Source organism: Luteolibacter flavescens, from assembly GCF_025950085.1.
Classification (GTDB): Bacteria; Verrucomicrobiota; Verrucomicrobiia; order Verrucomicrobiales; family Akkermansiaceae; genus Haloferula; species Haloferula flavescens.
Genome location: NZ_JAPDDS010000001.1, coordinates 465,774 through 489,195 on the forward strand (window position 1 = coordinate 465,774; position 23,422 = coordinate 489,195).

The window sequence follows — 23,422 nt, forward strand, 5'->3', positions numbered from 1 at the left end:
TCCTTGGCGGCGGGAGATTGATGGCCCGCGAGGCCCGGTGCAAGGCAAACCAACGATGCCGGTGTCAGTCCATTCGAGGCGCGGTTCACGGGCGCTTCCGCCACCAGCAGGCACGCCACATGGAGCGGCGGACTTGCTTGCGGGTGACCTTCACCTTTGCTCCACCGGCGGGGAAGGTGGGGTCGGCCTTGAGCAGGGTAACGGTATCTTCCCCGATCAGCGCGGGAAGCACGGAGGCGGCCCGGACGCGCCATTGGTTCAGCCTTGTGCCGTAGCGGCGGCCGGATTCCAGCCAGACGGCAGCGTGGTCCAGCCACTCGTTGCGCAGCCTGGCCATTTCCTCGCGATCTCCGGGATCCGCAGCAGGCAGATAGCAGCGGCCATTGGCGAGGTCTTCGGGAAGATCGCGGAGGATGTTCACGAGCTGCAGTCCCATGCCGTAGCGCACGCCTAGATCGCGGAGATCATCGGGATCGGAGTTTGAAAAATCGCAGCCCATCGTGAGCAAGCCGATGCGTGTCCAAAAGGCACCCACGCAGCCCGCGACGCGGTAGCAATAATCCTCCAGCTCGGCTTCGCTTTTCAGCGCCACCGGGCGCTCGCGGCTGGCTTCTTCAAAGCGAATCAGGTCGAGACGCTGCCCGCTGACGATGGTGGCCAGCACTTCCCGCACGGCATCCGCCTGCAGGCGGTCGAGCTCCGAGAGAGCCGCGAAGCAATCGTCGAGTCGCTCCAGCAGGACCTGCTCGCCCGGGTGCGTCTGCTTCTCGGCAAACGACCGCAGCTTCCGGTCCCGCCAGGCCGTGCCCTTCCCTTCCAGCTCGGCAGCGAAGCCATCGAGCAGGTCAAGCCGTTCGTCCACCGGGACGTCCGCCGTATCGGCCAGCGTGTCACTGGCTCGCGCGAGCAGGTACCCGGTGGAGGTCGCCGGGCGCATCGGCTGCGGGAGCAATCTCAAGCTCAGGTAAAAGGAGCGCGAGACGCTTTGTAAAACGTGACGGTCGAGTCGGGACACCGCGCCGAGAGAGCCCGCACCGGAGCTGGCCATCAAGCGCGAAGTGGGCACTTTTTGTCCGATTTCACCCCTCTCGCTTCCGAGATCACTCACAGCTCCTTGAGCCGTTGCTGGCACCACGCCAGGCCTTCTTCGTACTCTTCATTCTGCGGACGCTCGCGATTGAGCTGGGTCCACACGGCGACGGCCTCGCCGAAGGCTGCCTGCGCGAGTTCCGGCTTGTCGGCCAATTGCGCGGCATGCCCGAGATCCCCGAGGATGTAGCCAAAGGAACGCCGGACCTGCTCGGCACGCAGCACGCCGGAGTCGTCGCTCGCGAGGAGCTTCCGCACGATGTCCGCCGCACGGGTTTCCAGCTCGATCTCTTGGGCCCGGGCGCCATCGGCCCCGACCATACGACCCTTTTGCCAGAGCAGCCAGGCGAGACGATACTTCGCTGTAGGGTCTGATGACTCGCTCACCGCGATTTGCTCCACGAGGAGAATTCCGTCGTCGAGATGCTTCCGCGCCGCCTTCGTTTCGCCGCGGTCCCGCAGAATCCCCGCCATCAGACCATACTGCCCGGCGAGCATCGAGCGGGTCTCGGACCGGTCCGGTTGCTGCGCCATCAGCTCTTCCAGAAGCTTCACCGCGGCACCCGACATCGAGCTGGCCGAGCCCATGTCGCCGGAGAGGTAGGCTGCCTCTGCCATGCCGCCGTAGCAGCCGGCGAGTTCTTGCCGGAGATCCAGATTCCCGGGTTCCTTTTTGAGCAAGTCCAGCAGCTCTTCCGATGCCTGCGCGCGGACCTCACGAGCACTGCCCATCTCGCCGATGGCATCGAGGATGGTGGCCGAGTCCAGGAAACAACTCGCGAGCTCCGATCTCAGCACCGTGGCGTCCGGCCGCTGCTCGGACAACTTGGACAGCGACTGGGTGGCGCGGTGGAGTTGGTTCAGCGCGGCGTCGTCCTTTCCTTCCGCGGCAAGCAACTTCGACTCGTGGAAATCCAGCACGGCGAGCAATTGCTGCACGCGGTCCGCATCAACCGAGGCCTGCGGCACCGCTTCCAGAGACTGGCGGGCGGTCACAAAAGCCGCGTCGGCCTCGGGATCATTGCGGTCTTGCAAAAGCAGTGCGAGCAGCAGTCGGTCAGTGGCCAGGCGCAGATCCAGATCCGGTCCCGCAGGCAGGTCGGAGGATGAGGCGAGCGCTTCCTTCAGCCGCTCGGCAGCCACCTTCGGATCTCCCCTGCCAAGCGACACCTCGGCGAGTTGGAGGCGGACACGCGCACGCTCCTCCTTCAGCGATTCCACACCTTCGGTCCGGCTGATGAATTCCTCGAAATAGCTTTCGAGCCGCTTCAGGCGGTGCTCCCGGCCATCGAGCGGTGGCAGCTTCCGTTGCCCCTTCTCCATCGCCCAGGTGAAGAGGTGGTCGCCGGTCGCGCGTGACGCTTCGAGCCGGGCTAGCCAAAGGTCCTTCTGGTATTGCAGTTCCTTGCGCTCGCGATCCAGCACGCCATCGGAGTCGGATCGCATCGTCTCCGCGACCTTCCGCTCGGATTCGAGGCGGGCGATGTCATTGCGGCGTCCCCTTTCCTCGGCGTCTAGCTCCTTCGTCTTGATGGTCCACATCAGGGAGAAGACCAGCGCGACACCGGCCATCACTCCGCCAACGACATGGGCGCGCCAAGCACTGCGGCGGGCACGGCGATGCTGGTCGAGCAGCGATTCCCTCAGTTGCTCCTCGGAGATCGCCTTCTCATCCGCCTCGAACAAACGCAGCACCGCTCCCGCATTCGCAGGCCGCAGAGCGGGATTGAACGAGAGACAACGCTCGATGTGCTCTCTGTAGGCGCTCTCCAAGGGATTGGCAGGAGCATCCGGCCACGTGATCTCCGGCTTGCCCTCGATCATCTTGGCGATGCTCTTGAGATTCGCGGCAATGCCCTCTCGGCGGGTGACGCCAGGTGCAGGTGCCACCTCGTCAAAGGTCTCCGTGCATCGCGGGAAAGCCCCGGTGATCAACCGGTAGGCGAGCACCCCAAAGGCGAAGACATCCCAGCGGTAGCCCTTTTCCCGCACATAGCCGGAGGGATCGCGGAGCTGTTCCGGCGGCTGATAGAGGATCGCGTCGGTGTATTCGAGCGTCTGGACGCCCGGCATGTTTCCGAGGGCCCAATCGGTGAGCACCACCTTCCCGTCATCGTCGAAGAAGACATTGCCGGGCTTCAGGTTGCCGTGCGCCACTTGGCGATCGTGCATTGCAGCCAGCGCGCGCAGGATCTCCAGCACCACCGGCCAGGAATCATCACCGGGGAAACGGGCAAGACGATGCTGCAAGGATCGCGGCACCGACTCGCCATCCACATCATCGGCGAGGAAGCGGGTGATCCTCAGCAGTTGCTTGCCATGGTAGTCGGCACCCAGTTCTTCCAGCACCCCGGACGGCCAACCGCCCTCCTCGAAGCGTCGGGCGGTTTCCTCCAGGAGGGCCGGGTTCACCGCAGACGGGTTGAGGATCTTCACCGCAAGCTCCCGTCCGCTCTCGTCGCGGGCGCGAAACATCCGCCCACAAGCCCCGGTTCCCGCGGGACCCACGACCTGCAAGCGATTCACGTCCGGAGATGGCATGACGAGATCATGCAAGATCCGGACGCCTTCGCCAATCCCTCAATTCGTTCGTGTGCAAGCGCGGGAAAAGCCTGGGATGAAGCAAATCTAAATCGTCAGCCCGTAAACGGATCTCCCTCAACTTGCAGTTCGAAGTTCATCCGCTCGTGGAGAATGCGGCCAACCTCGATTCCATGCGGTGATGAGCGATAGACGATGTAATGATGCTCCACCCGGAAGAACCGGCACCCCTGCATCAAATCGTCGCGCGCCTTGCTGCCTCTCGCGAGCGGGGTCCGGGCCAAGGATTCCAATGCCAAGGTCATAGCCTTGCGATAGCGATCGAACTGCTCTTCACCCCAGTTTGCCAAGGTGTATTCAAGGATACCCTCCAGATCCGCGACCGCCAGAGGAGAAAGGAAGTATGCCGCCACGGGAAATCAATGCTTTGAAGCCTTCTTCAAAACCTTCGCCGCGATCTCGTCGACGGAAGGCGAGGATTTCCTGGCGTCTTTAAAGCTGTCGAATCCCTTCGCCACCTCTTCCTGCAGCCTTGAATACTTGAACTCAAGCAACTCCCGGTAATCCGCATCTGAAGTAACCACGACGGAGGGACGACCATGGCGCGTGATCGAAACCGGCTCTTGAAGAGCCAACTCGATCACCTCTCCGAATTTCTGCTTCGCGTCGTTTGAGGTAAAAGTGTTCATGCAATTTCGTCCATTTCATCCAAAATGGACGAAATTGCCGTAATGTCAACGCTACACCACTTCCTGCAAAAAGGACATCAGCAACCCTCAGCCGACTGCTGCCATCACCCAAATGGGAAAAGCTCCGCTGAAAATGATCAGGACGAGCACAAGAAGGATAATCCAGATCCACACTGGGCTCCGACCCCGGATATGGGGCGTCTGAACGACAATATCCGCATAGGCAGGGGAGAGCACCATCCTGCCCTTCGTGCAGAAGATCAGGTAGAGGATGCAGATGCCGATCAGCGTGCCGATGGGAGCATAGACAAAGCTGATTGCCGCTATGACCGCAGCCGGGATCTTCGACCACGGCCTCAGTCTCCGAAGTCCTATGCCTGCAGTAAAACAAATGATGGCGAGTGTCACAAACGCACCGGCAAGCGGCCAATACGTTGATGCATTTTCCCGAGCTGCGAGCGTTTCATTTCCGGCAAGCAGGACAACCAAGAAGAAGACGTTCATCAAGGCACCGATCAGGTAAAGATAACCTACCGCCCTGATCGAAGCCTCATGCTTGATGTGAGCGACACGGATTACCTCCAAGCCAGCCGACGGCACTGCCAGTGCTGAGATATCCTCGACGACCGGAGCCTGATACGGATTGTCGGACACGCGAGCAATCCTCCCCATCACACCGGGAAATGCCAAGACGCATCTCCCGGTGTTCAGGGAAGGCGTGTTGCCTCATAAAAACGGACACCGACGGTCGGGCTTCCCGGTGCGCGAACTGACCCCATTGCCTCACAATTGAGGACACCATGGCGCAAGCCATGGAAATGAGCCAATCCACGACCCGCGAATACACCGAAAAGATGCGCGGCCGCTATGCCCGCATGACCGGCAAGACGGCCCGCAGCCGCTTGCTCGACGAGTATGTGGTCGTGACCGGATTCGAGCGGAAATACGCCATCAAGGTCCTTGGCGGGAGCCGGCGCGTGTCCGGGACGAACCGTCGCCGCGGAGCGCCGAAGCGCTACGACGGGGAGGTTGTCGGACGGTTGCGGGAGCTCTGGCTGGTGATGGAGCAGCCCTGCGGCAAGCGGATGAAGGACATGCTGCCCTTGTGGCTCGGCCACTGCGCGGACAAGCCCGGCCTCAAAAAACGACTGCTGTCGATGGGTGCGGCGACCATCGACCGGTGCCTTGCCGCGTCAAAGGTCGCCGGGCCGAAGAAACGCCTGCCACCGCGCAGCGACGCGGCGATCAAGGCGCTGGTGGAGATCCGCGCCGGGAGCTGGGAGGTCGGCGAGGCGGGCTGGACGGAGGTCGACACCGTGGCGCACTGCGGCGGGGACATGGGCGGGAGCTTCATCTGGAGCCTCACGAGCGTGGAAATCCTCAGCGGCTGGACGGAGGTGCGGGCGATCTGGAACCGTGGCCAGCACGCGACCTTGGAGGGAATGAAAGCCATCGAGGCGGCCCAACCGTTCGATCTGAAGGGCGTGGACAGCGATAACGGCGGGGAGTTTCTCAACCACCACCTGCACGGCTGGCTGAAGGGCCGGGGGATCAAGCAGACCCGGTCCCGCCCGTATCGGAAGAACGACCAGGCGCACGTCGAGCAGAAGAACCACACCCACGTGCGACAATTGCTCGGTCACGATCGCCTGGGGCACGAGGAACTGGTGGATCCGCTCAACGAACTGCTGTCGCTGTGGTGCCTGTGGAAGAATCTCTACAGCGTGACGATGGAGCAGGTGAGCAAGAGGCGCGAAGGCAGCAAGGAGATCCGCCGCCACGCGAAGAAGAGCCGGACCCCGGCGGAGCGTCTGGTATCGTGCGGCAAGATCGCTCTGGAAAGGAAGATCTGGTTGGCCGCGCAGCGGAGGATGAACAATCCGTTTGAAATGAAAGCCGGGATCGAGCGGATGTTGGCGGCGATCTGGGAGTTGAAGGAGCGTCTGGATGGGGAGGAAGACGGGTGCTTCCCCTTGCGGGTGCCGGGGTTCCTGCGCTACGCTCCGTCACCCCTTGCCCCCGCAAGGGGAAGCACCCTGAACCAAGCCGCCACGGTGTCCGCTTAATGAGGCAATGGGCCCGCACAGAACCGACCGCTTCGGTGTCCTGATTCAATGAGGCAACAGGGAAGGTCGATACGGTGACCTATCAAGGCTTCACCAGTTCCGGCGCAGGGCGCTTCTTCGGCTCGGGCTCCTTGCCCTTCTTCGTGCCGAGCCAGGCGACGATGTCGCGCAGTTCGGAGGCACTGAGAAGTCCGCCCATCGGAGGCATGGCGGAGACCGGCGGGGTCATGCTCTCGATGTCGCTGCGGAGGACGCGGAGGACCTTGCCATTGCTGTCGATGTCCACGTGTACCTTCTCATCGGCAAGCAGCAGGCCGGCCACCGACTTGCCGCCCTTCAGGGTGACACTCGATATGCCGAATCCAATGGCCACCTTCGCGCCCGGATTCACCATGGACTCCAGCAGGAACTTCGCATCGCCCCGCTTGCCCACGGCTTCGAGGTTCGGACCGGCATCGCCGCCGCCATGACCGCCACCCGCGGCGTGGCAGCGCATGCACTGACCGGCTGGCTGCGATTCGAAGAGCTGCTCGCCCTTCTTCGCATCACCGCCCTGCAGGGAGCCGAGGTATGGCGCGAGCGGATCGGTGGACGCGGCGATGGCGGCCTTGTAGCCATCCAACGCGGTCTTCACGGCCGGCTCGGTGCGCTTCACCGCGGCATCGAGCAGCTCCAGTGTCGAAGGCGTGGCACCGGACTTTTCCTTCAGCTTTTCCAAGGCAGCCACGAACAGCGACTCGGTACCCGGCGCGGAGAGATCCCCCGCTGCCTTCCATGCTTCCTGCTGGCGATGCGCGCTGCGGTGCGAGGTGGCCGCCTTCAACGACTCCAGCGCGGCGGCAGGATCGGAAGCGATGAGCCTCTTGATGGCCCCGATCGCGAGGTCGTCATTCTGACCCTTGGCGAGTTCGCCGAGGAGTTGATCAAAGCCCGCGGGCTTGCGGGAAGCATACAGCTCCAGCGCCTCGGAACGCGCCGTGCCAGGCAGGCGCTGGTTCATGACCAGGCCACGGATCGTGGCGTCATCCACCGAGGAAAGATCGAGCTTGTACTTCGACACCAGCGCGAGCGCGGGCTCGGCCAGCTTGCCTTGGAGCTGCAGTAGCTTGGCGAGATCCGGCGTGAGAACCTTGCTGACCAGCGCGGCATCGCGCTCCGGCAGCGGGGCCATGTGGCCGAGCGACTGGTCCACCGGATGCGGCTTGCTCCAGAGGCCGACCAGACGGAGGGCTTCGGCGCGGGCTGCTTCCGGGGCCTTCTCATCCAGCACCACGGCTACCACGCGCTGGAGATTTTTCTCATCACCCAGACGCAGGGCGCTGTGGAGCACGCGGCGCCAGTCCATGACGGTGAGCCAAGCTGGCGGCGCATCGAGCAAGTCCGCCACCGATGGACGGGCATCCTCGATGCCCACATCATGGATTGCCTGAAGCGCCTCGTGCGAGACCTTCGGATCTCCATCGCGCAGGAATGCGGCGACCGCCGGGTCCTTCAGGCGACGCAGGGCGACCACGGCAGCGACGCGGACGCGGACCGACTCGTGTTGATTGAGCGCGGCAAGCTGGCGGGCATTGCAGAGCTTCGAGAGCGCGAAGGCCCCGGCGTGACGCAGGACCGGATCCTCCGTCTGGGCCAGCAATTCATAGATCTGGGAAAGCGTTCCAGTCTGGCCGAGGCGACCGGCTGCGATGGTCGCAAACGAGCGCACACGCGGCGATTCGTCGGCGATGAGCGCCATCAGCGGGAGATTCGCACCATTCAGGCCGGACTCGCCGAGCACCTTGATGACCTGCGCGCGGATCTCCGCGTCCTTGTCGGACAGCAGCGGCACGAGTTCGGCGCGTGCCTTGTCGCGCTGCCCTTGGTCCGGGACTTTTCCGAAGCCATCCCCTGCCCCGACCACGAGCGCGGCGGAACCACGGCGGGCGACGATGCCGAGTCCCCAGATGCCGTGCAGGCGGGTCAGGCGATCTTTCCCGGACTTCGCGGCATTTGCGAGCACGTCGAAGCCTCCATCCTTACGCGTCAGCTCGATCTGCGCGCGCAGGCGGATGCGCATATCCGGATGGGTCAGCATCTTCTCCAGTGCTGGCACCGGACGCTTGTCAAAGCCGGCCTCAATGAGTTCTGCGGCATGCTCGGCATCATCAGCGAGGAAGGGCTTCTCGGCAGCCAGCGAATAGACGCGACCGTTTTCATGCGACTGCCAGCCGGTGATGAAGTCGGTCACGACCACCTTGCCATCCCAGGAATACTCCACGTCGGTAACGGCTGCTCCCCAGTTGAACTGGCGGGAGTCCGCCAGCTTCATGTTCGCGCCGGAGGGCTCCAGCTTGAAGGACCAGATACCGGAATTCGCAGCACCGCCGCGATAGTCGCAGATGAGGAAGCGGCCGACCTCTTCCTCCAGGAAGCCAGCGCCCGGGTGATAGGTCAGGCCGGATGGGCCGGAGGTGAGATTTGCCACCGGAGGCAGGATGTAGGCGGGCTGCTTGTCATTCGGCGGCGCCCACATCAGCTCTTCCATCCAGCGGTTCGGCGGACGATCTTCCATGCCGATCTGGCGGTGGAAGCTGTGCAGCGCCTGGTGCTCCATGGTCCACCCGGAGTCGGCACCATCCACGATGTAGACGATGCGCGCCTGGTCGCCCTGGTCGGAGTTGTTGTCCACCGAGATGCCATTGCCATACTCGTCGAAGGCGATCTCCTTCGGATTCCGCAGGCCGGTGTGGATGACTTCGAAATTCGAGCCATCGGGGTCGAAGCGGAAGACGCAGCCTTGGTCGGGATACTCGTAGTGCTTGCCCTCCCGTGTGGTCAGATTCATCCCGCGGTCGCCGAGCGTGCCGTAGATGCGGCCATCGGGTCCGAGGGCGAAGCCATTCAGGTCGTGGCCGGAGAATGAGATGCGAACGCCGAAGCCCTCGAAGAGCTTCTGCCGCTCGTCCGGCTTGTCGATCTTGCCATCGCCGTCCTTGTCCCGCAGCGCCCAGATATCCGGGATACAGGCCATGTAAACGGTGCCATCGAGCTCGAAGACACCGGCAGCCGGGCCATCGAGCAGATCATTGAAGCCGTCCGCGAAAAGGTTGCCAGTGGCCGACTTGCCGTCCGCGCCGGGCGTGGAGAGCACGCGAATGCGATCGGACTTCTCGGTGAGGAACTTGATCGAGGTCTTCTCTTCCTTGTCCTTCCACTTCTCGTGCAGCTTGCGGCGATCCTCGGTGGTGCGGGCGGAGATGTCGTCCAGATACCAGTAGAGGTGATCGCGATTGTCCGGCACGCCATGGCGGAAGCGCGTGGTCTCGGTCACGTAGATCTCTCCCTTCTCGCCGAAGGCCAGTGCCGTTGGGGAAGTGACGCCGCCATTCTTGTAGTCCGCCACGATAGCGGCCTTGCTGCCCTCCGGGATGGTCATGCCGGGAATCACATTGGTGGCGATCAGGCCCACCGCGTGCGCCTTGCCGTTCTTCGTGGTCGGCGGGAACTTGTAGTTCGCATAGTCCGTCATGACGAACTGGTCCGCGGCAATGATGCCCCACTGGCCGCTCTCGTCGTCGATGAGGCGGATGCGGGCGGTCTTGCCCTTGAATTCGGTCACGTCCCAGACAGCGGTCTTGCACTGCAGGGTGTTCTCGCCGGTGGCCTCGCGGACCACCTTGCCATCGATGAGGAGCTGCACGGCGGTCTTGCCCGGGTGCTTGCCGCCGGCGACGAGGAAGCAGATGTAATTTTCTGCAATCCGGATCTCAGGCGAAGTCAAGGTGCCCTTCGCAACATCGCCACCGTGGGCGGAGCAGGCCAGCGAATCCTGGGAGTAGCCGCTCAGCTCGGCCGTGAGTCCGTCCATCTTGCCGGGGACCGGAGCGAGGCCGAATGCCGTGCCCTCCGTTTTCCAGTCGCCATAGCCGTCGCCCTCAAAGGCTTGGAGCACTTTCGTGGCCGCCATCGAGGAGCCGGTCGCAAACAGCAGGGTGGAAGCCCAAAGGAAACGCGCTTTCATCGCTGGCGACGCTAACGACGGGCGACGGCTTGGCAATGGCTCAGAAGAGTGAGGACAAAGTCTGTCTGACATCCCGGGCGGGGACGATGGCGGGAGACCGCATCTTTCAGGATTCCTCAAGAGAAGGCGATGCTGACAAAGTGCAGGCCGGATCACGAATGGCCGCGCTCGAGAATCCCGGTTTCAGCTCCTTCAGCGGGCGAACTCAGCCGCATCCTCCACCCTTTTCGCCGAGCTTCACAGCGGAGTTCCCAAATTCGGACACCATTGTGAATAACTTGGTGAATGTTGGGAATTTCGCCTGAAACTCCTTAACGCAAAAAGCAAGCCGCACACCAAGCCACCTGTTTTAATCATCTCCGCCTAAAAATGCTAATTCGTGACGAAGCGGCGGGTTTCGACCTCTTGTTCACGACGGCAAAACAGGCCGAATGCGATCAGACGCCACACAACCAACTGATCTACAGATGATTGAAAAGTTACAAATCCGTTACCAACGGATTACCCACAAGTTATTCACAATTTCCCGTCTCCGGGAGACCGGCGTGACAAGCGGGCGCTAACGCATCGTGCATTCCACCCTCCGGGCTGCCAAAACCGCGGGATTTCCAGCGCCCGCGATTGTGAACAACTTGGGAATTTCTCCACAACCGACCGTCAGCCGCGTCTGGACAACGAGGTGCCGCCTCCACCCATGCCTTGGCTTCCGCCACCACCTGTCCCGAGAAGGAAGCGCAGTACACCGCCGATGATCTTGAAAACGATCACAACGGCAGCGACTACCACACCCACGGTCAAGGCTATCGCCAAGGCCACGATGCCGAGCAGCACCCACAACGGCCACCAGCGGCGGTCGAGCTTGATCACGCGGCCACGCATCGCCTGCCACGGGTCATCGCGGCGGGTCGGCTCGGGTTCACGCTGCGGAGGCGGCGGCTGCTTGCCGTCGATCTCCAGCACCTCGGCTTCAATGGTGTCAGGCACGGACGCCAGTTTCGCCGGTATCAGCGCCGGGGCAATTCGAAGTTTGGGCCTTCGTTGGAACCGGCGCGGAGAGAAGTTCCAAGGAAAGACGTCGGCAAAGGGCCGCTGAGGCTATCCCGCCGCGACCTCAGATCTCCTCCATCGCATGAATGCTGATGGAGTGCTCCTGGCAAAGGCGGAAGACGGAATCCCGTTCCAGCAGGAGCGTCTTGTTCGCCTCGATGGTGATCGCTCCCACTCCTGAGCTGGCGCAGGTCTCGATGGTCTGCGGGCCGACGACGGGGACATCGAAGCGGAAGTCCTGATTCGGCTTCGAGACCTTCACCAGCATCACGTCCTTGCCTCGGCCGAGTTCGCCGCCGCGCTTGATGCAGGCATTCGTGCCTTCGAAGGCCTCGACCGCGAGGACGGTGCCGTGGCGGACCACGACCGTCTGGCCGATGTCCAGCCGGCTGGTTTCCTTCGCGATCTTGAAGCCAAAGGAGGCATCCTCCAGTTGCCGCTTTTTCATCACCGGGCCGCAGACGTGGCCGGTGCCGGGCAGGTGGTCCTCCAGGAAGGTTGTCGCCGGCAGCAGGTGGATATGGTCCTTCTGCAACTCATCGGCAATGCCGCCGAAAAGCGACTCGGCATTCCGCTCCTTCAGCCGTGCGAGCAGCATCAGCGTGCGCAGGTCAGGCCGCAGGTCGAAGAGGTTCTTCGGCGCGATCTGGCCGACCATGATCGCTTCCGTCGCTTTCTGGGACTTGAAGAATTTGATCAGCTTGCCGAGTTGCCCGACCTTGAACCAGCCGGAGGCATCGACCAGATCGAGAAACTCCGGCTTTGTCTCGCCTTCAAAAGCGGCAGCCACGAGCCGGATATCCGGGCACTTCGCGCGTGCGGCGCGGACGAAAGTTTCCGGGTAAACTCCATTACCCGCAATGATACCGATAGTCCGTGTCTCCGCCATACCTCATGTAAAGTCCCGGAGAACACCCGTAGCGGCTGTGGGACTCGAACCCACACTCGTTAGAACTCGATTTTGAGTCGAGCGCGTCTACCAATTCCGCCAAGCCGCCCTTCGGTGTGGGGGCGAGGTAAGCGTGCCCGCCGCCCCGGCGCAAGCGGCAATTGCGGCGGTCAGGTCAGGCCGCGGAGGCCGTCTTTCGCGTCACCGAGTTCGTCGGCTTTGACCCCGGCGGTCTCGAGCATGTTGATCCAGAGCCCGCAGAGCGGGGTGCCGGGATCGTAGGTGACGTGCTTGCCCGTTTTCAGGCCGGCCTTGCCGCCACCCGCGATGACGATGGGGACGTTCTTCGGGTCGTGGGCATTGCCATCGCGGATCGGCGAGCCAAAGGCGACCATCGAGCGGTCGAGCAGGTTGCCCTCCCCTTCCTTGATCTCCTTCATGCGGTCCAGCATGTAGCCGTATTGCTCCACGTGCCAGCGGTTGATCTTCTCATACTGGTCCAGCTTCGTGCCGTCGTTGCTGTGGTGGGAGAGGTCGTGGTGGCCGCCATTGACGCCTTCCAGGAAGGAGAAGTTCCGGCCGGTGACGTCATTGCCGAACATGAAGGACGAGACGCGCGTCGAGTCCGACCAGAAGGCGAGCACCATGAGGTCCATCATGATGCGGCAGTGTTCACCATGGTCAAAGCGGGCCATAGAGTTCAGCTCCTCCTCGCGGCTGGCCTTGCCCATGGCCTTCGAGATCCGCTTGTCGAGCTCGTCCATCTTTTTGAGAAGCTCGGGCGCGAGGTTTTCACCGGCACCGAGGGCGGCCGCTTCCGCCTCAATGCGGCGCTCCACTTCCCGGACTGATTCGAGATACTGGTCCAGCTTCGCCTTGTCGGACGAGCCGAGCTTCGACTGCAGGCGCTTCGCATCCTGGCTGACGAGATCGAGCACCGACTTGTCATCTGCGGCCTGCTTCTCCCCGCCCTTCGAGCGGGTGCGGAAGAGCCGGTCAAAGGCGACCCGTGGATTGATCTCGCAGGGCAGCGGGACGGTCGAGGTCTTCCACGAGATGTGCGATGCGTAGAGACGGGTGTAATTGACGTTTGTATCGATGCCCGTAGCGACCGGCTCGGTGCCGAGTTCCAGCGAGGGCAGCTTGGTGTTTCTCCCGAGTTGCTGGGCGGCGATCTGGTCCATCGAGATCCCGCCCGCGGCGATGTCGGAGCCGGTGGTCTTCGTGATGGTGGTTCCGGTGAGCCAGCCACCTGTCTTCACGTAGTGTCCGTCTCCGGTGAAGGATGCCTTGTTTTGCAATCCGGTCAGAACGAGCAATTCCTCGCGGTGCTTTTCCAGCGGCGAAAGGATGGGCGAGAGCTTGAACTTCGAGCCGTCTCCCTCCGGCGTCCACCGGTCCGGCCGCACCCCATTCGGCATGTAAAGCAGCGCAATGCGGATCGGCAGCGATCCCGAAGTGCCCGCCGCCATCAGGGGACGCATCGCATCGAGGAATGGCAAGGCGAGCGTGGCGCCCGCACCACGCAGGAAGCTGCGGCGAGGCATGAGCCATTTCTGGGATTGGAGATTGGCCATGATATCAGAGGGTATGATCCGGTGGACGCAGGACGAGATCTCTCATCCCTGCCCGGCGGCGGTAGTGAAATATGAATTGATACAGGATCGAGGCACCAAGGCTCACACACAAGAATGCGTCGAGGAGAAGAGCGAGCCAATCGATCTCAAGAAAGGGTCCGATCTTCCAATCCTTCGAGTAGATCCAGTAAGCCCACAGTCCGGTTAAGAGCACGCTTCCGACGATGGTCTTCCTCAACAGTAAGATCCCGCAGACGATCATGACTATGGGCAGGAGCAGCAAATCCCAAGCTGGTATCTTGAACCCGAGAACCAGAGGTAAGGCACCCGTCGTCAATCCTAGCAATAGGGTGAGGAAGCCCGGCCAGAAGAACTCGGGATACTCCAACGGCTCTCCGAATTTCTTGAGGAAAGCCTTCATCGCTTCGCGCTGCGGTTTTGGAATGGATGGGACTCGATCACGGAAAAGATCAGCGTTTGCATCTTCAGGTCGTCCTTGCGGAGCTTGGCGACGAGGTCGGTCACGACCGGTTCATCGTAATACTCCAGCGGACGTCCCAAGGCGTAGGCTAGCATCTTGCGGCTGAGATTGCGGAGGAAAAGTTCATCCGAGGAGAGAAGCAGTTGCTTCAGCTCGTTCGGCGTCGAAAAGGAGATATCGCCCGGCATCGTCGCCTTCGAGTCGATCGGGTTTCCATTCGCGTCGACGGTGCGCCAGCGGCCGATCGCGTCGAAGTTCTCCAGTCCGAATCCGAGCGGATCGATCTTCTCATGGCATCCGGCGCAGGAGGCCTTCGTGCGGTGGACTTCCAGTGTCTCGCGGAATGACAGGCCTTCGGTGGACTTGTCATCGCCCGGCAGCACGCCGGCATCCGGAGGAGGTGGAGGGGGTGGCGTGCCCAGGATGGTGTCGAGGATCCATTTACCACGCTTCACGGGACTCGTGCGCAGTGGCATCGAGGTCGTGGTCAGGATGGATGCCTGCCCGATCACCCCTCCCCGATTCGGGTCGGTCAGGGCGACGCGTTGGAAGTCGGGGCCCAATACGCCCGTGATGCCATAGTGCCCGGCCAGCTCCGCATTCACGAAGGCATAGTCGGCATTCAGGATCTCGCGTGCCGGACGGTTCTCCCGGATCAGGTGATTGAAGAACTCCACCGACTCGCGATACATCGCGACACGCAGGCTCTGGGTGAAGGTGGGAAAGCGCTCCGGATCCGGCGCGGCGACCTCGCGCAATTCTTCAAAGCCGAGCCACTGGCCGGCGAAGTGCCGGGAAAGCGTCTCCGCGCGCTTGTCTGCCAGCATCCGCGCCGCCTCCGCGCGAAGCACCGCAGGATCGGAGAACTTGCCCTCGTCCGCCAGTTTCAGGAGCCGCTTGTCCGGCATCGAGGCCCACAGGAAATACGACAGGCGGGTGGCGAGTTCGAAGTCGTCGATCTTCCACTCCGGCTTGTCGGACTGGTCCGCCTCAAAGCGGAAGAGGAAGGATGGATGAATGAGCAGCGCCTGAAGCGAGGGTCGCAGCGCTTCCTCATAGCCGTCTCCTGTGGAGATCTTCTTCTCGAAATTCGCCAGCAGCGGCGCGAGGTCTTCATCGGTGACGCGGCGGCGAAATGCGAGCGACGCGTGCGTGAGCAGGACGGTCCGCGCTGCATCCGCAGGGGCGGTCTTGTCACCGGGCCTCGCCACCATGATGCGGTCGAGGTGCTTCGGGTCGTCATAGATCGCGGCGACGACCTTCTTGGCGGCGACGAGATACTTTTCCATCAGCGCCGGCTGCACGAACATCGAGTCGCCTACATTGTCGAAGCCCTCGCCTCCCGCTCCATCGGCCGGGAAGTCCTTCCCCGGCTGGAAGTCGATGCCGAAGAGATCGCGGATGGTGTAGTTGTATTCGTTGCGATTGAGACGCCGGATCGTGGTGCGGCCAGGATTCCGCGGGAAGCCGCCAGTCTCCAGTTGCTTCAGCACACCGCGGATCTCGTCCACCAGCAGCTTCCGCTCCTCATCGGTCGGTAGCACGTCCTCGTCATCCGGCGGCATGTCCCCGGACTCGACCTGCTCAGCGATGGTTTCCAGGAACCGATGATTCCGGAATGCGGCGTCCGTCGAGATTAGGTGATGGGTCTCGATCCCGCCCTTCTGCCTCTTCTCGCCGTGGCAATCGAAGCAATACTTTGCGAGCAGCGGCGTCACCTTGTCCCCGAACTCGTCGGCGAATGCCGGAGAGCAGAGGGCAAAAAGCAAGGCGATGGGACGACGAAAGAGCATGAGGCAGTCCGACAACGTGGCCCATTCCTTCCGGCTTTCAAAAAAGCATCAGCTCGAGCTCGTCTTCACCAGCAGTCCCTTCTCCCGGGCCGTGCGCAGCACCGCGGCAAATGCCCATCCGGACAGGCCGAGATAGACGGCATTCAGCCCCAGCGCGATGAGGAATTGCCGCATGTCGAAGCCACCATGCTCGATCGCCCCGCGCATGCCCTCGAAGACGTGGGCGGGCGGAAAAGCCGAAGCGATGGCCTGCATCCAGCCGGGCAAGACGCTCATGGGGTAGAAGACACAGGCGAAGGGCTGGATCATGAATGGCAATGCCCATGCCAGCGACTCAGCCCCGTGGCCCCAGCGCAGGATGAGCGCGATGGACAGAATCCCGAGCGCCCAGCCGAAGATCATGAGATTCGCATAGTAGGCGATCAGCCCGATCTTGAACTGGAGCAGATTGAAGGAATACGCGACCGAGGCGACCACGATCAGCACGATGGCGGTGATGGCGACACGCAGCAGCCCCACGCCGAAGGTCGCAGCGATGTAGTCGGTCATCCTCACCGGCGCGGCGAAGATATTGAGGAGGTTCCGCGTCCACACGTCCTCCAGGAAGGAAATCGACACGCCCTGCTGCGCGCGGAAAAGCGCGTCCCACAAGATGATGCCACCGATGAGGAAGGTGATGTAGTTCGGGAAGGCCTTTCCACCTTCGCCCGCCGCTTGTCCCCCGCCCCCGGCCTGCTGTAGGTACATCGTGACGAAGCCCCACACCAACAACTGCACCAGCGGCCAGAAGAACAGCTCGAAGGCCCGCATCGGGTTCTTCGCATACAGGAGCACGTAGCGGGTCAGCAGGGCTCGGATGACGGACGGGCGGAACATCGGATCGGACGCAAAGTATCTGCACCGGGATCATATTGGGCGAGTGTTATCAGCAGAAGGACGCGATTGGATGCGGCACCGTTTTCATCTGTTTGGCATCAGCCGGGAAATTCCTCGCGACCCTTCGAACTCCCGGCTAGATCCCGGCGCAATCCTTCCTGATTGAATGAATCTCCCGAGAAGTCTCCGGCCTGCGTTGCTGTGTGGTGCATTCGCCCTGTCGCTCGTCTCTGCCGACCGAGCCTCCGCGGCAACGCTCCCGCCCGGATTCGAGGAGGTGGAAGTGGCGGGCGGGCTGAATCCCACGACGATGACCTTCGCTCCGGACAGGCGGCTTTTCCTCTGCGAGAAGCACGGGCTGCTGCGGGTGATCGATGGTCGGAAGATGCTGCCCGAGCCTACCCTCGACATCTCGGCCAAGGTGGATGCCTGGAATGAACGCGGGCTGCTGAGCGTTTGCTTCGATCCGGACTTCGCGCGCAACGGCTGGATCTACGTTTACTACACCCACAACCGCGAGCCCGGAAAGAAGGACCGCACCAACAGCAACAACCGCGTGAGCCGCTTCACGATGAAGGGCAATGTCGCCGATGCGCGGAGCGAGAAGGTGCTGCTGGAACTCAATGATCTCTCCAAGATCGGCTGGCACAACGGCGGCGGGCTCGCCTTTGGCAAGGACGGCAAGCTCTACGTCAGCACTGGCGAAAACTCCAAAGACTCGAATGCACAGGACGGCAGCAACCTGCTCGGCAAGCTCCTGCGGATCAACAAGGACGGCAGTATCCCCACGGACAATCCCCACTACAGGGATTTCAAGGGACAGAATCGGGCCATCGTCGCGCTCGGGCTGCGGAATCCATTCAGCATCGCCGTCCAGCGCACGACCGGCCTGCTCTATCTCAGCGAGGTCGGTGCGAACTACGAACAGATCGAAGGCTACGACAGTAGCATCCCGCCCGTGCCGGTGAACTACGGTTGGCCGGGCATCGACGGCCCGCCGAGGAACCAGAAGCAGCCGGAAAATTACCGGGCTCCTGTATATCCCTACGACCATGGCCGGGGTGAGGGACTGGCACTTTGCTCGGGTGATTTTTACAATCCTGCCAAACCGGGCGATGGTGCGTTCCCCGGAGAATACACGGGGCGCTTCTTCTTCAGCGACTACAAGGGCTGGATCAAATTCATCGACCCCGCGAAACCGGAAGTCCGCCATGATTTCGCTAGCGGCATCAATCGTCCCATCGACGTTGAGACCGCGCCGGATGGATCTCTCTGGTACATCGCGAGGGCCGGAATTCCCGGTGGATCTGACGAAGCGAACAGTGCGAGCACGAATGGCTCGCTCTGGCGCATCCACTGGGCAGGCGGCGGCCAGCCTGCCAAACTCGCCGTGATCCAACAGCCGACTGGAGCCAATGTCGGAGCGCCGATCGGTGACGTGAAGATCGCGATCCAGGACTCCACCGGCAAGACCGTGGATACGGCGAGCAACACGATCACGCTGACTCTCGATGGCAGCCCACCCGGAGCCACGCTTTCCGGCACCACGAGTGTGTCGGCGGTGAATGGAGTCGCCATGTTTTCCTCGCTGGCAATCGGCAAGCCTGGCCGCGGCTATGTCTTGCGCGCCAGCGGTGACGGTCTGGCATCAGCGAGCAGCAATGCCTTCGACATCACCGACCAGCTCGCACCTCCGTCTATCGTTCCGGGCGGTGGCAGCTTCACCGGACCGGTGTGGCTGCGCGTCTCGAATCCCGTGCCGGGCTCGGGCGCGACGATTCATTTCACGACGGACGGGAAGGAACCGGACGCCAATTCCCCCGCCTACACCGAGCCATTCAAGGTCGATGCCGACACGACGGTGAAAGCCATCGTCCGGCGTGGCGGCCTGACCGATAGCGCTGTCGCAACAGCTTCCATCAAGATCTCCGGCGATGTCCCATATGGCCTCGATGTGCGGCCACCGGTCAGCGGATTGAAGCTTCCTGCCACCGCTGAAGGCGAGATGCCTAAGACACTTTCGGCGACCGGGATTTTCACCGACAGGAATCTGACGCCAAAGGCGGGTGTGGTGCCCTACTCGTTGAATACACCCGCATGGGCGGATGGCGCAGAGGCGCGGCATTGGGTGATCCTGCCGGAGTCGGGGAGGATCGGATTTTCGCCCACCGGAGAATACAAGTGGCCCGGCGGAACGATCTTCGTGCAACACTTCGAGCTCATCACGGATCACACCGCGAACGAGCGCCGACGCATCGAGACCCGCGTGCTGGTGCTGGATGCCACCGGCAGCTTCGGCTACGGCGTGAACTACAAGTGGAGAGCGGACCACAGCGATGCGGACCTCGTCGATGCCGCCGGCCAAGAAGAAGTGCTGAAGATCACCGATGCCTCCGGAAAGTCCCGCGACCAAACGTGGACTTATCCCGGCAGCGGCCTGTGCTTTATGTGCCACACGCCGAATGCCGGCTTCGTGCTCGGACCGAAGACCCGCCAGCTCAACGGCAGCCACAGCTACGCCGCCGGTCGCACTGATAACCAGCTTCGCACTTGGAGCTACCTGCAGATGTTCACGGAGGCGCTGGATGAGAGCGCGATCGCAGGCCATCCACGCACCTGCCGCATCGATGACAAGACAGCATCGCTGGAGGATCGAGTGCGTTCTTACATCGATGCGAACTGCGCACACTGCCATCGCCCGAATGGCAGCGGAGCGCTCTGGGATGCCCGGTTTGACACGCCTCTCGCAAGTCAGGGCCTGCTGCATGGCGAGGTGCGGAACACCTTCGGAATCGATGGAGGCAAAGTCGTCGTCCCCGGAGATCCCGCGAAGTCATTGCTCCACCGCCGCATGGCCGCCACCACGCCGACCGAGCAGATGCCTCCGGTGACCCGCAACGTCCCGGATCAGGCGGCGCTGGATGCCATCGCCGAGTGGATCCGCGCACTGGATTCGAAATGAAGAAGGCCAGAATGCGAGTGTCATTGCCCCTTCTGGTTCGGGTAAGCCGGGCGGGGAGTTTGACAAGGGCCGGGATTTCCCGTGCGTAGTGGGGCATCCATGAGAGCCGCCTGTTTCTCGGTCCTGCCACTGGTCGTCCCGCTGATCGCGGCACCGGAGAGCTATCCTTGTCAGAATGGTCTCGTCCGCACTCTCGTCGCCCGCGAGCCCATGTTCACCAATCCCGTCTCCGTGGCAGTGGACACGGACGGCACGATCTACGTGACCGAAACCACACGGCGGAAGCAGGCGGACCTGGATATCCGCGAGGTGATGTGGTGGGTCACCGACGACCTATCCCACACGTCGGTCGAAGAGAAGCGGGACTTCTTCCGGAAGAACATCACCTCCGAGCGCTTCAGGAATCACCCGTCGTTGAAGGACCACGATGGAAACGGTCGGATCGATTGGCGGGACCTGACCGTTCATACGGAGAAGATCCATCGCCTGGTCGATACCGATGGGGATGGCATGGCAGATCGGCACACGCTATTCGCCGAGGGCTTCAATACCGAGGTCACGGGAATCGCCGCCGGGGTCTTCGCGCACCGCGGCGATGTCTATGCCACCATCGCGCCCGATGTATGGAAGCTCCGCGACACGGACGGCGACGGGAAAGCCGACGAACGCCAGTCCATCGCCCATGGCTTCGGCGTCCACATCAACTACGCCGGGCACGACATGCACGGGCTGACGCTCGGCCCGGATGGCAAGCTTTACTGGACCATCGGCGACAAGGGTCTAAACGTGGAAAGCGGCGGCAAACGCTGGGCCTATCCGCACGAGGGCGCCGTCCTGCGCTGCAATCCCGATGGCAGCGATTTCGAGGTATTTGCCCACGGTTTACGAAACGTGCAGGAGATCGCCTTCGATGAGTACGGCTACCTCTTCGGCGTCGATAATGACTCCGACCAAAAGGGCGAAAAGGAGCGCCTCGTTTACATCCCCGAGCGCTCGGATCACGGATGGCGCTGCTACTACCAGTATCGTAGTGGGAAATACAATCCATGGATGGACGAGCACATCGCCTTCCCCGACGGCGAAGGCAGGCCCGCATCGATCATCCCGCCGCTGGCGCTCTACCTCGATGGCCCCAGCGGTTTCGCTTACAATCCCGGCACCGCGTTGAATGAACGCTATCGCGGTCACTTCTTTCTCACGCAGTTTCCTGCGGGGAAGATCAATGCCTTCCAACTCGAAGCCGACGGTGCGTCGTTCAAGATGAAGGGCGACCACCTGATGGCGAGCGGTACGGCCTTCACCGGCTGCAATTTCGGCCCGGATGGCGCTCTCTACGTTGCCGACTGGCAAGGCGGCTACCCGCTGAAAGAAAAGGGAGCCGTCTGGAAAATCGATGATCCAAAGGAAGCAGGCAGTGCAATGAGAAAGGAAGTCGCGGCCATGCTGAAGGAAGGGCCATCCAACACCCCGGATGAAGCGTTGGCTATCAGGCTTGGCCATGCCGACCAGCGCGTGCGTCTGGACGCACAGTGGGAACTCGCGACGCGCAAGAAGTGGCAAATCTTGAAGGAGGTCGCGGCTTCGAAAAACGCACCTCAACTCGCCCGCATCCACGCCTTGTGGGGCCTGTCCCAAGGAGAGCAATTTGATGAGAAGCTGTTCTCCACACTGGCAGAAGATCAGGATCCTGAGCTTCGCGCGCAGGCGGCGAAGTGGGCGGGCGAGACCACGCAATCCCTCCCCTCCTCATTTACGGCACTGCTCGCGGACGATTCCGCGCGTGTCCGGTTTCAGGCAGCGATGGCGGTCGGAAAGTCAGGGGACAAGGCACATCTCGATCCGGTGATCGCCATGCTCGAGGCGAATGACAACAAGGACCCGTTCCTCCGTCACGCCGGCGCATTCGCCCTCAAGAGAAGCATCACGTCTGAATCCATCGCAACGGCGAGTGATCACCAGTCGCCCGCGGTGAGGCTTGCGGTCGTGGTCGCCGCCCGCGCGGCACTCTCCGACACATTCAGCGGCATTGATTTCAAGAAGCCGGACGAGGTCATGCATCAGGAAGCAAAAGCCGTGATCATGGCCGGATCCACAGTGCTTAATCACCTGCTCGAAGATACTGACTCCGCGGTGGTGTCGGAGGCGGCTTGGGCCCTGTACGACGTGCGCCCTCCGGCTGGATACTGTATTAATCTTGCGAAGCTGCTGGAGAAAAAACCTGCCGCCAGCGAACCGACTCTCCGCCGTTCCATCGCCGCCAACCGCCGCTCGGGAAGCCTGTTGCCGCTGGCCACGTTCGCGATGGACCCAGCCCAACCGGAGGCCCTTCGCATCGCTGCGCTGGAGGCACTGGCCAGTGCAAAGTCGGCTGAACCGCTCGACCTCGTCGATGGCCGCCATGCGCCTCTCGATCCACTCGACGTCTCTCCTGAACTCGCGTCGAAGCTCGCGAAAATCCTCTCGCCCCTCGCCGCCGAAGCGCGGCTTTCCTCCGCGGCAAATTCCGCGCTTGAAGCTCTCGGCGTGAAGCGGGATGCCGCCAGCCTGACCAAACGCGCACTCGATTCTTCGCTCGCCGCCGATCTCCGTATCGCGGCGCTTCGCCAATTGAAGGAAAGCGGTGACGCGAAGTGGTCCGACACCGCACTCGCCTTGTTGACGCAGGACTCCCCTGCCCTGCGGTCGGCTGCCGCAGGCCTGTTAGAGAAACAACACACCAAAGAGCTCGCCGGTTATCTGGAATCGAAAGGCCTCGGATCGACTGACACGTCCGAACGCCAGGCGGCGGTTCGCCTGTTAAGAACGAATAAGTCCGAAGCAACCCGCCGTCTCCTTGATGAAGAAGTGGCCCGCTTCACCCGCGGAGAATTCGACCCTTCAGCCCTGCTCGAACTGGATGAGGCCTATCGGGTTCATCACACCGAGGACCCCGACTTCATCCTGCGTTCGCTCGCCGAGCGCGGACCTCTCGGCAAGTGGAGCTACGCCCTTGCCGGGGGAAATACCGCGGCGGGTAAGAAGGTCTTCGAAGAAAACCTGAGCGCCAATTGCACCGCCTGCCACCGCATCGGCGAGCAGGGATCAAACGTCGGTCCGCCGCTCACGAAAATCGGAGAGAAGGACCGCAGCTACCTCCTCGAATCACTCGTCCATCCGCAGGCAAAGGTTGCCTCCGGCTACGGCATGATGAGCGCCACGAAGAAAGATGGCACCACGGTCGCGGGCGCTTTCGTCGAGGACAAGGACGGCAAGCTCGTCCTCGCCCAGGCCGACGGCACGAAGCTCGAGATCACCCTCGCTGACATCGCCGCGAAGACCGATCCGATCAGCACGATGCCACCCATGGACGCCATCCTCAAGCCGACGGAACTGCGCGACCTCGTCGAGTTCCTCGCCTCGCTCAAGTGAG

15 protein-coding genes and 1 tRNA gene are annotated in these 23,422 nt (G+C 62.3%); 3 read left to right on the plus strand and 13 right to left on the minus strand.

The genetic code is table 11. From position 1 onward, the window contains the following. Positions 1-85: 85 nt before the first annotated feature. The 5 genes from OKA04_RS01965 to OKA04_RS01985 form a co-directional block, all read right to left on the minus strand. On the minus strand, positions 86-1,048 hold the full coding sequence (locus tag OKA04_RS01965) for a phytoene/squalene synthase family protein (protein ID WP_264499436.1): 963 nt from the start codon (positions 1,046-1,048) through the stop codon (positions 86-88). A gap of 56 nt (positions 1,049-1,104) precedes the next feature. Continuing rightward, a complete protein-coding gene (locus OKA04_RS01970; protein ID WP_264499437.1) occupies positions 1,105-3,630 on the minus strand; it encodes a protein kinase domain-containing protein in 2,526 nt (841 codons plus the stop codon). Positions 3,631-3,725: 95 nt separating this feature from the next. Further along, positions 3,726-4,043, minus strand: coding sequence for a type II toxin-antitoxin system RelE/ParE family toxin (locus OKA04_RS01975; protein WP_264499438.1), 318 nt, complete (start codon positions 4,041-4,043; stop codon positions 3,726-3,728). 6 nt (positions 4,044-4,049) lie between these two features. Continuing rightward, on the minus strand, positions 4,050-4,319 hold the full coding sequence (locus tag OKA04_RS01980; RefSeq protein ID WP_264499439.1) for a type II toxin-antitoxin system Phd/YefM family antitoxin: 270 nt from the start codon (positions 4,317-4,319) through the stop codon (positions 4,050-4,052). 87 nt (positions 4,320-4,406) lie between these two features. Then, a complete protein-coding gene (locus OKA04_RS01985; RefSeq protein WP_264499440.1) occupies positions 4,407-4,973 on the minus strand; it encodes a hypothetical protein in 567 nt (188 codons plus the stop codon). 164 nt (positions 4,974-5,137) lie between these two features. Between OKA04_RS01985 and OKA04_RS01990 the strand changes: the two genes are divergently transcribed. Next, positions 5,138-6,385, plus strand: coding sequence for an integrase catalytic domain-containing protein (locus OKA04_RS01990; RefSeq protein WP_264499441.1), 1,248 nt, complete (start codon positions 5,138-5,140; stop codon positions 6,383-6,385). Positions 6,386-6,467: 82 nt separating this feature from the next. On the opposite strand, the gene OKA04_RS01995 is transcribed toward OKA04_RS01990, so the two are convergent. From OKA04_RS01995 to OKA04_RS02030, 8 genes are all read right to left on the minus strand, one after another. Then, complete coding sequence (locus OKA04_RS01995; protein WP_264499442.1) at positions 6,468-10,388, minus strand: DUF7133 domain-containing protein; 3,921 nt, start codon at positions 10,386-10,388, stop codon at positions 6,468-6,470. 657 nt (positions 10,389-11,045) lie between these two features. After that, positions 11,046-11,372: a hypothetical protein gene (locus OKA04_RS02000; RefSeq protein ID WP_264499443.1), complete on the minus strand. Its 327-nt coding sequence runs from the start codon at positions 11,370-11,372 to the stop codon at positions 11,046-11,048. A gap of 127 nt (positions 11,373-11,499) precedes the next feature. After that, complete coding sequence (locus OKA04_RS02005; RefSeq protein ID WP_264499444.1) at positions 11,500-12,324, minus strand: LpxI family protein; 825 nt, start codon at positions 12,322-12,324, stop codon at positions 11,500-11,502. A gap of 29 nt (positions 12,325-12,353) precedes the next feature. Beyond that, positions 12,354-12,433, minus strand: a tRNA-Leu gene (locus OKA04_RS02010). Between the two features lie 61 nt (positions 12,434-12,494). After that, on the minus strand, positions 12,495-13,871 hold the full coding sequence (locus OKA04_RS02015; RefSeq protein WP_264499445.1) for a DUF1552 domain-containing protein: 1,377 nt from the start codon (positions 13,869-13,871) through the stop codon (positions 12,495-12,497). A 34-nt stretch (positions 13,872-13,905) separates the two neighbouring features. After that, a complete protein-coding gene (locus tag OKA04_RS02020; protein WP_264499446.1) occupies positions 13,906-14,322 on the minus strand; it encodes a hypothetical protein in 417 nt (138 codons plus the stop codon). Further along, a complete protein-coding gene (locus OKA04_RS02025) occupies positions 14,319-16,175 on the minus strand; it encodes a DUF1592 domain-containing protein (protein ID WP_264499447.1) in 1,857 nt (618 codons plus the stop codon). Before OKA04_RS02025 ends, OKA04_RS02020 begins: the two co-directional genes overlap by 4 nt. Positions 16,176-16,223: 48 nt before the next feature. Beyond that, positions 16,224-17,051, minus strand: a complete 828-nt coding sequence (locus OKA04_RS02030; RefSeq protein ID WP_264499448.1) for an ABC transporter permease — start codon at positions 17,049-17,051, stop codon at positions 16,224-16,226. A gap of 166 nt (positions 17,052-17,217) precedes the next feature. Between OKA04_RS02030 and OKA04_RS02035 the strand changes: the two genes are divergently transcribed. Both OKA04_RS02035 and OKA04_RS02040 read left to right on the plus strand, forming a co-directional pair. Then, positions 17,218-20,013, plus strand: coding sequence for a PQQ-dependent sugar dehydrogenase (locus tag OKA04_RS02035; RefSeq protein ID WP_264499449.1), 2,796 nt, complete (start codon positions 17,218-17,220; stop codon positions 20,011-20,013). Positions 20,014-20,112: 99 nt separating this feature from the next. Then, entirely contained in the window at positions 20,113-23,421 is a 3,309-nt protein-coding gene (locus OKA04_RS02040) for a PVC-type heme-binding CxxCH protein (RefSeq protein WP_264499450.1), read from the plus strand. The last annotated feature ends 1 nt before the right edge of the window (position 23,422 follow it).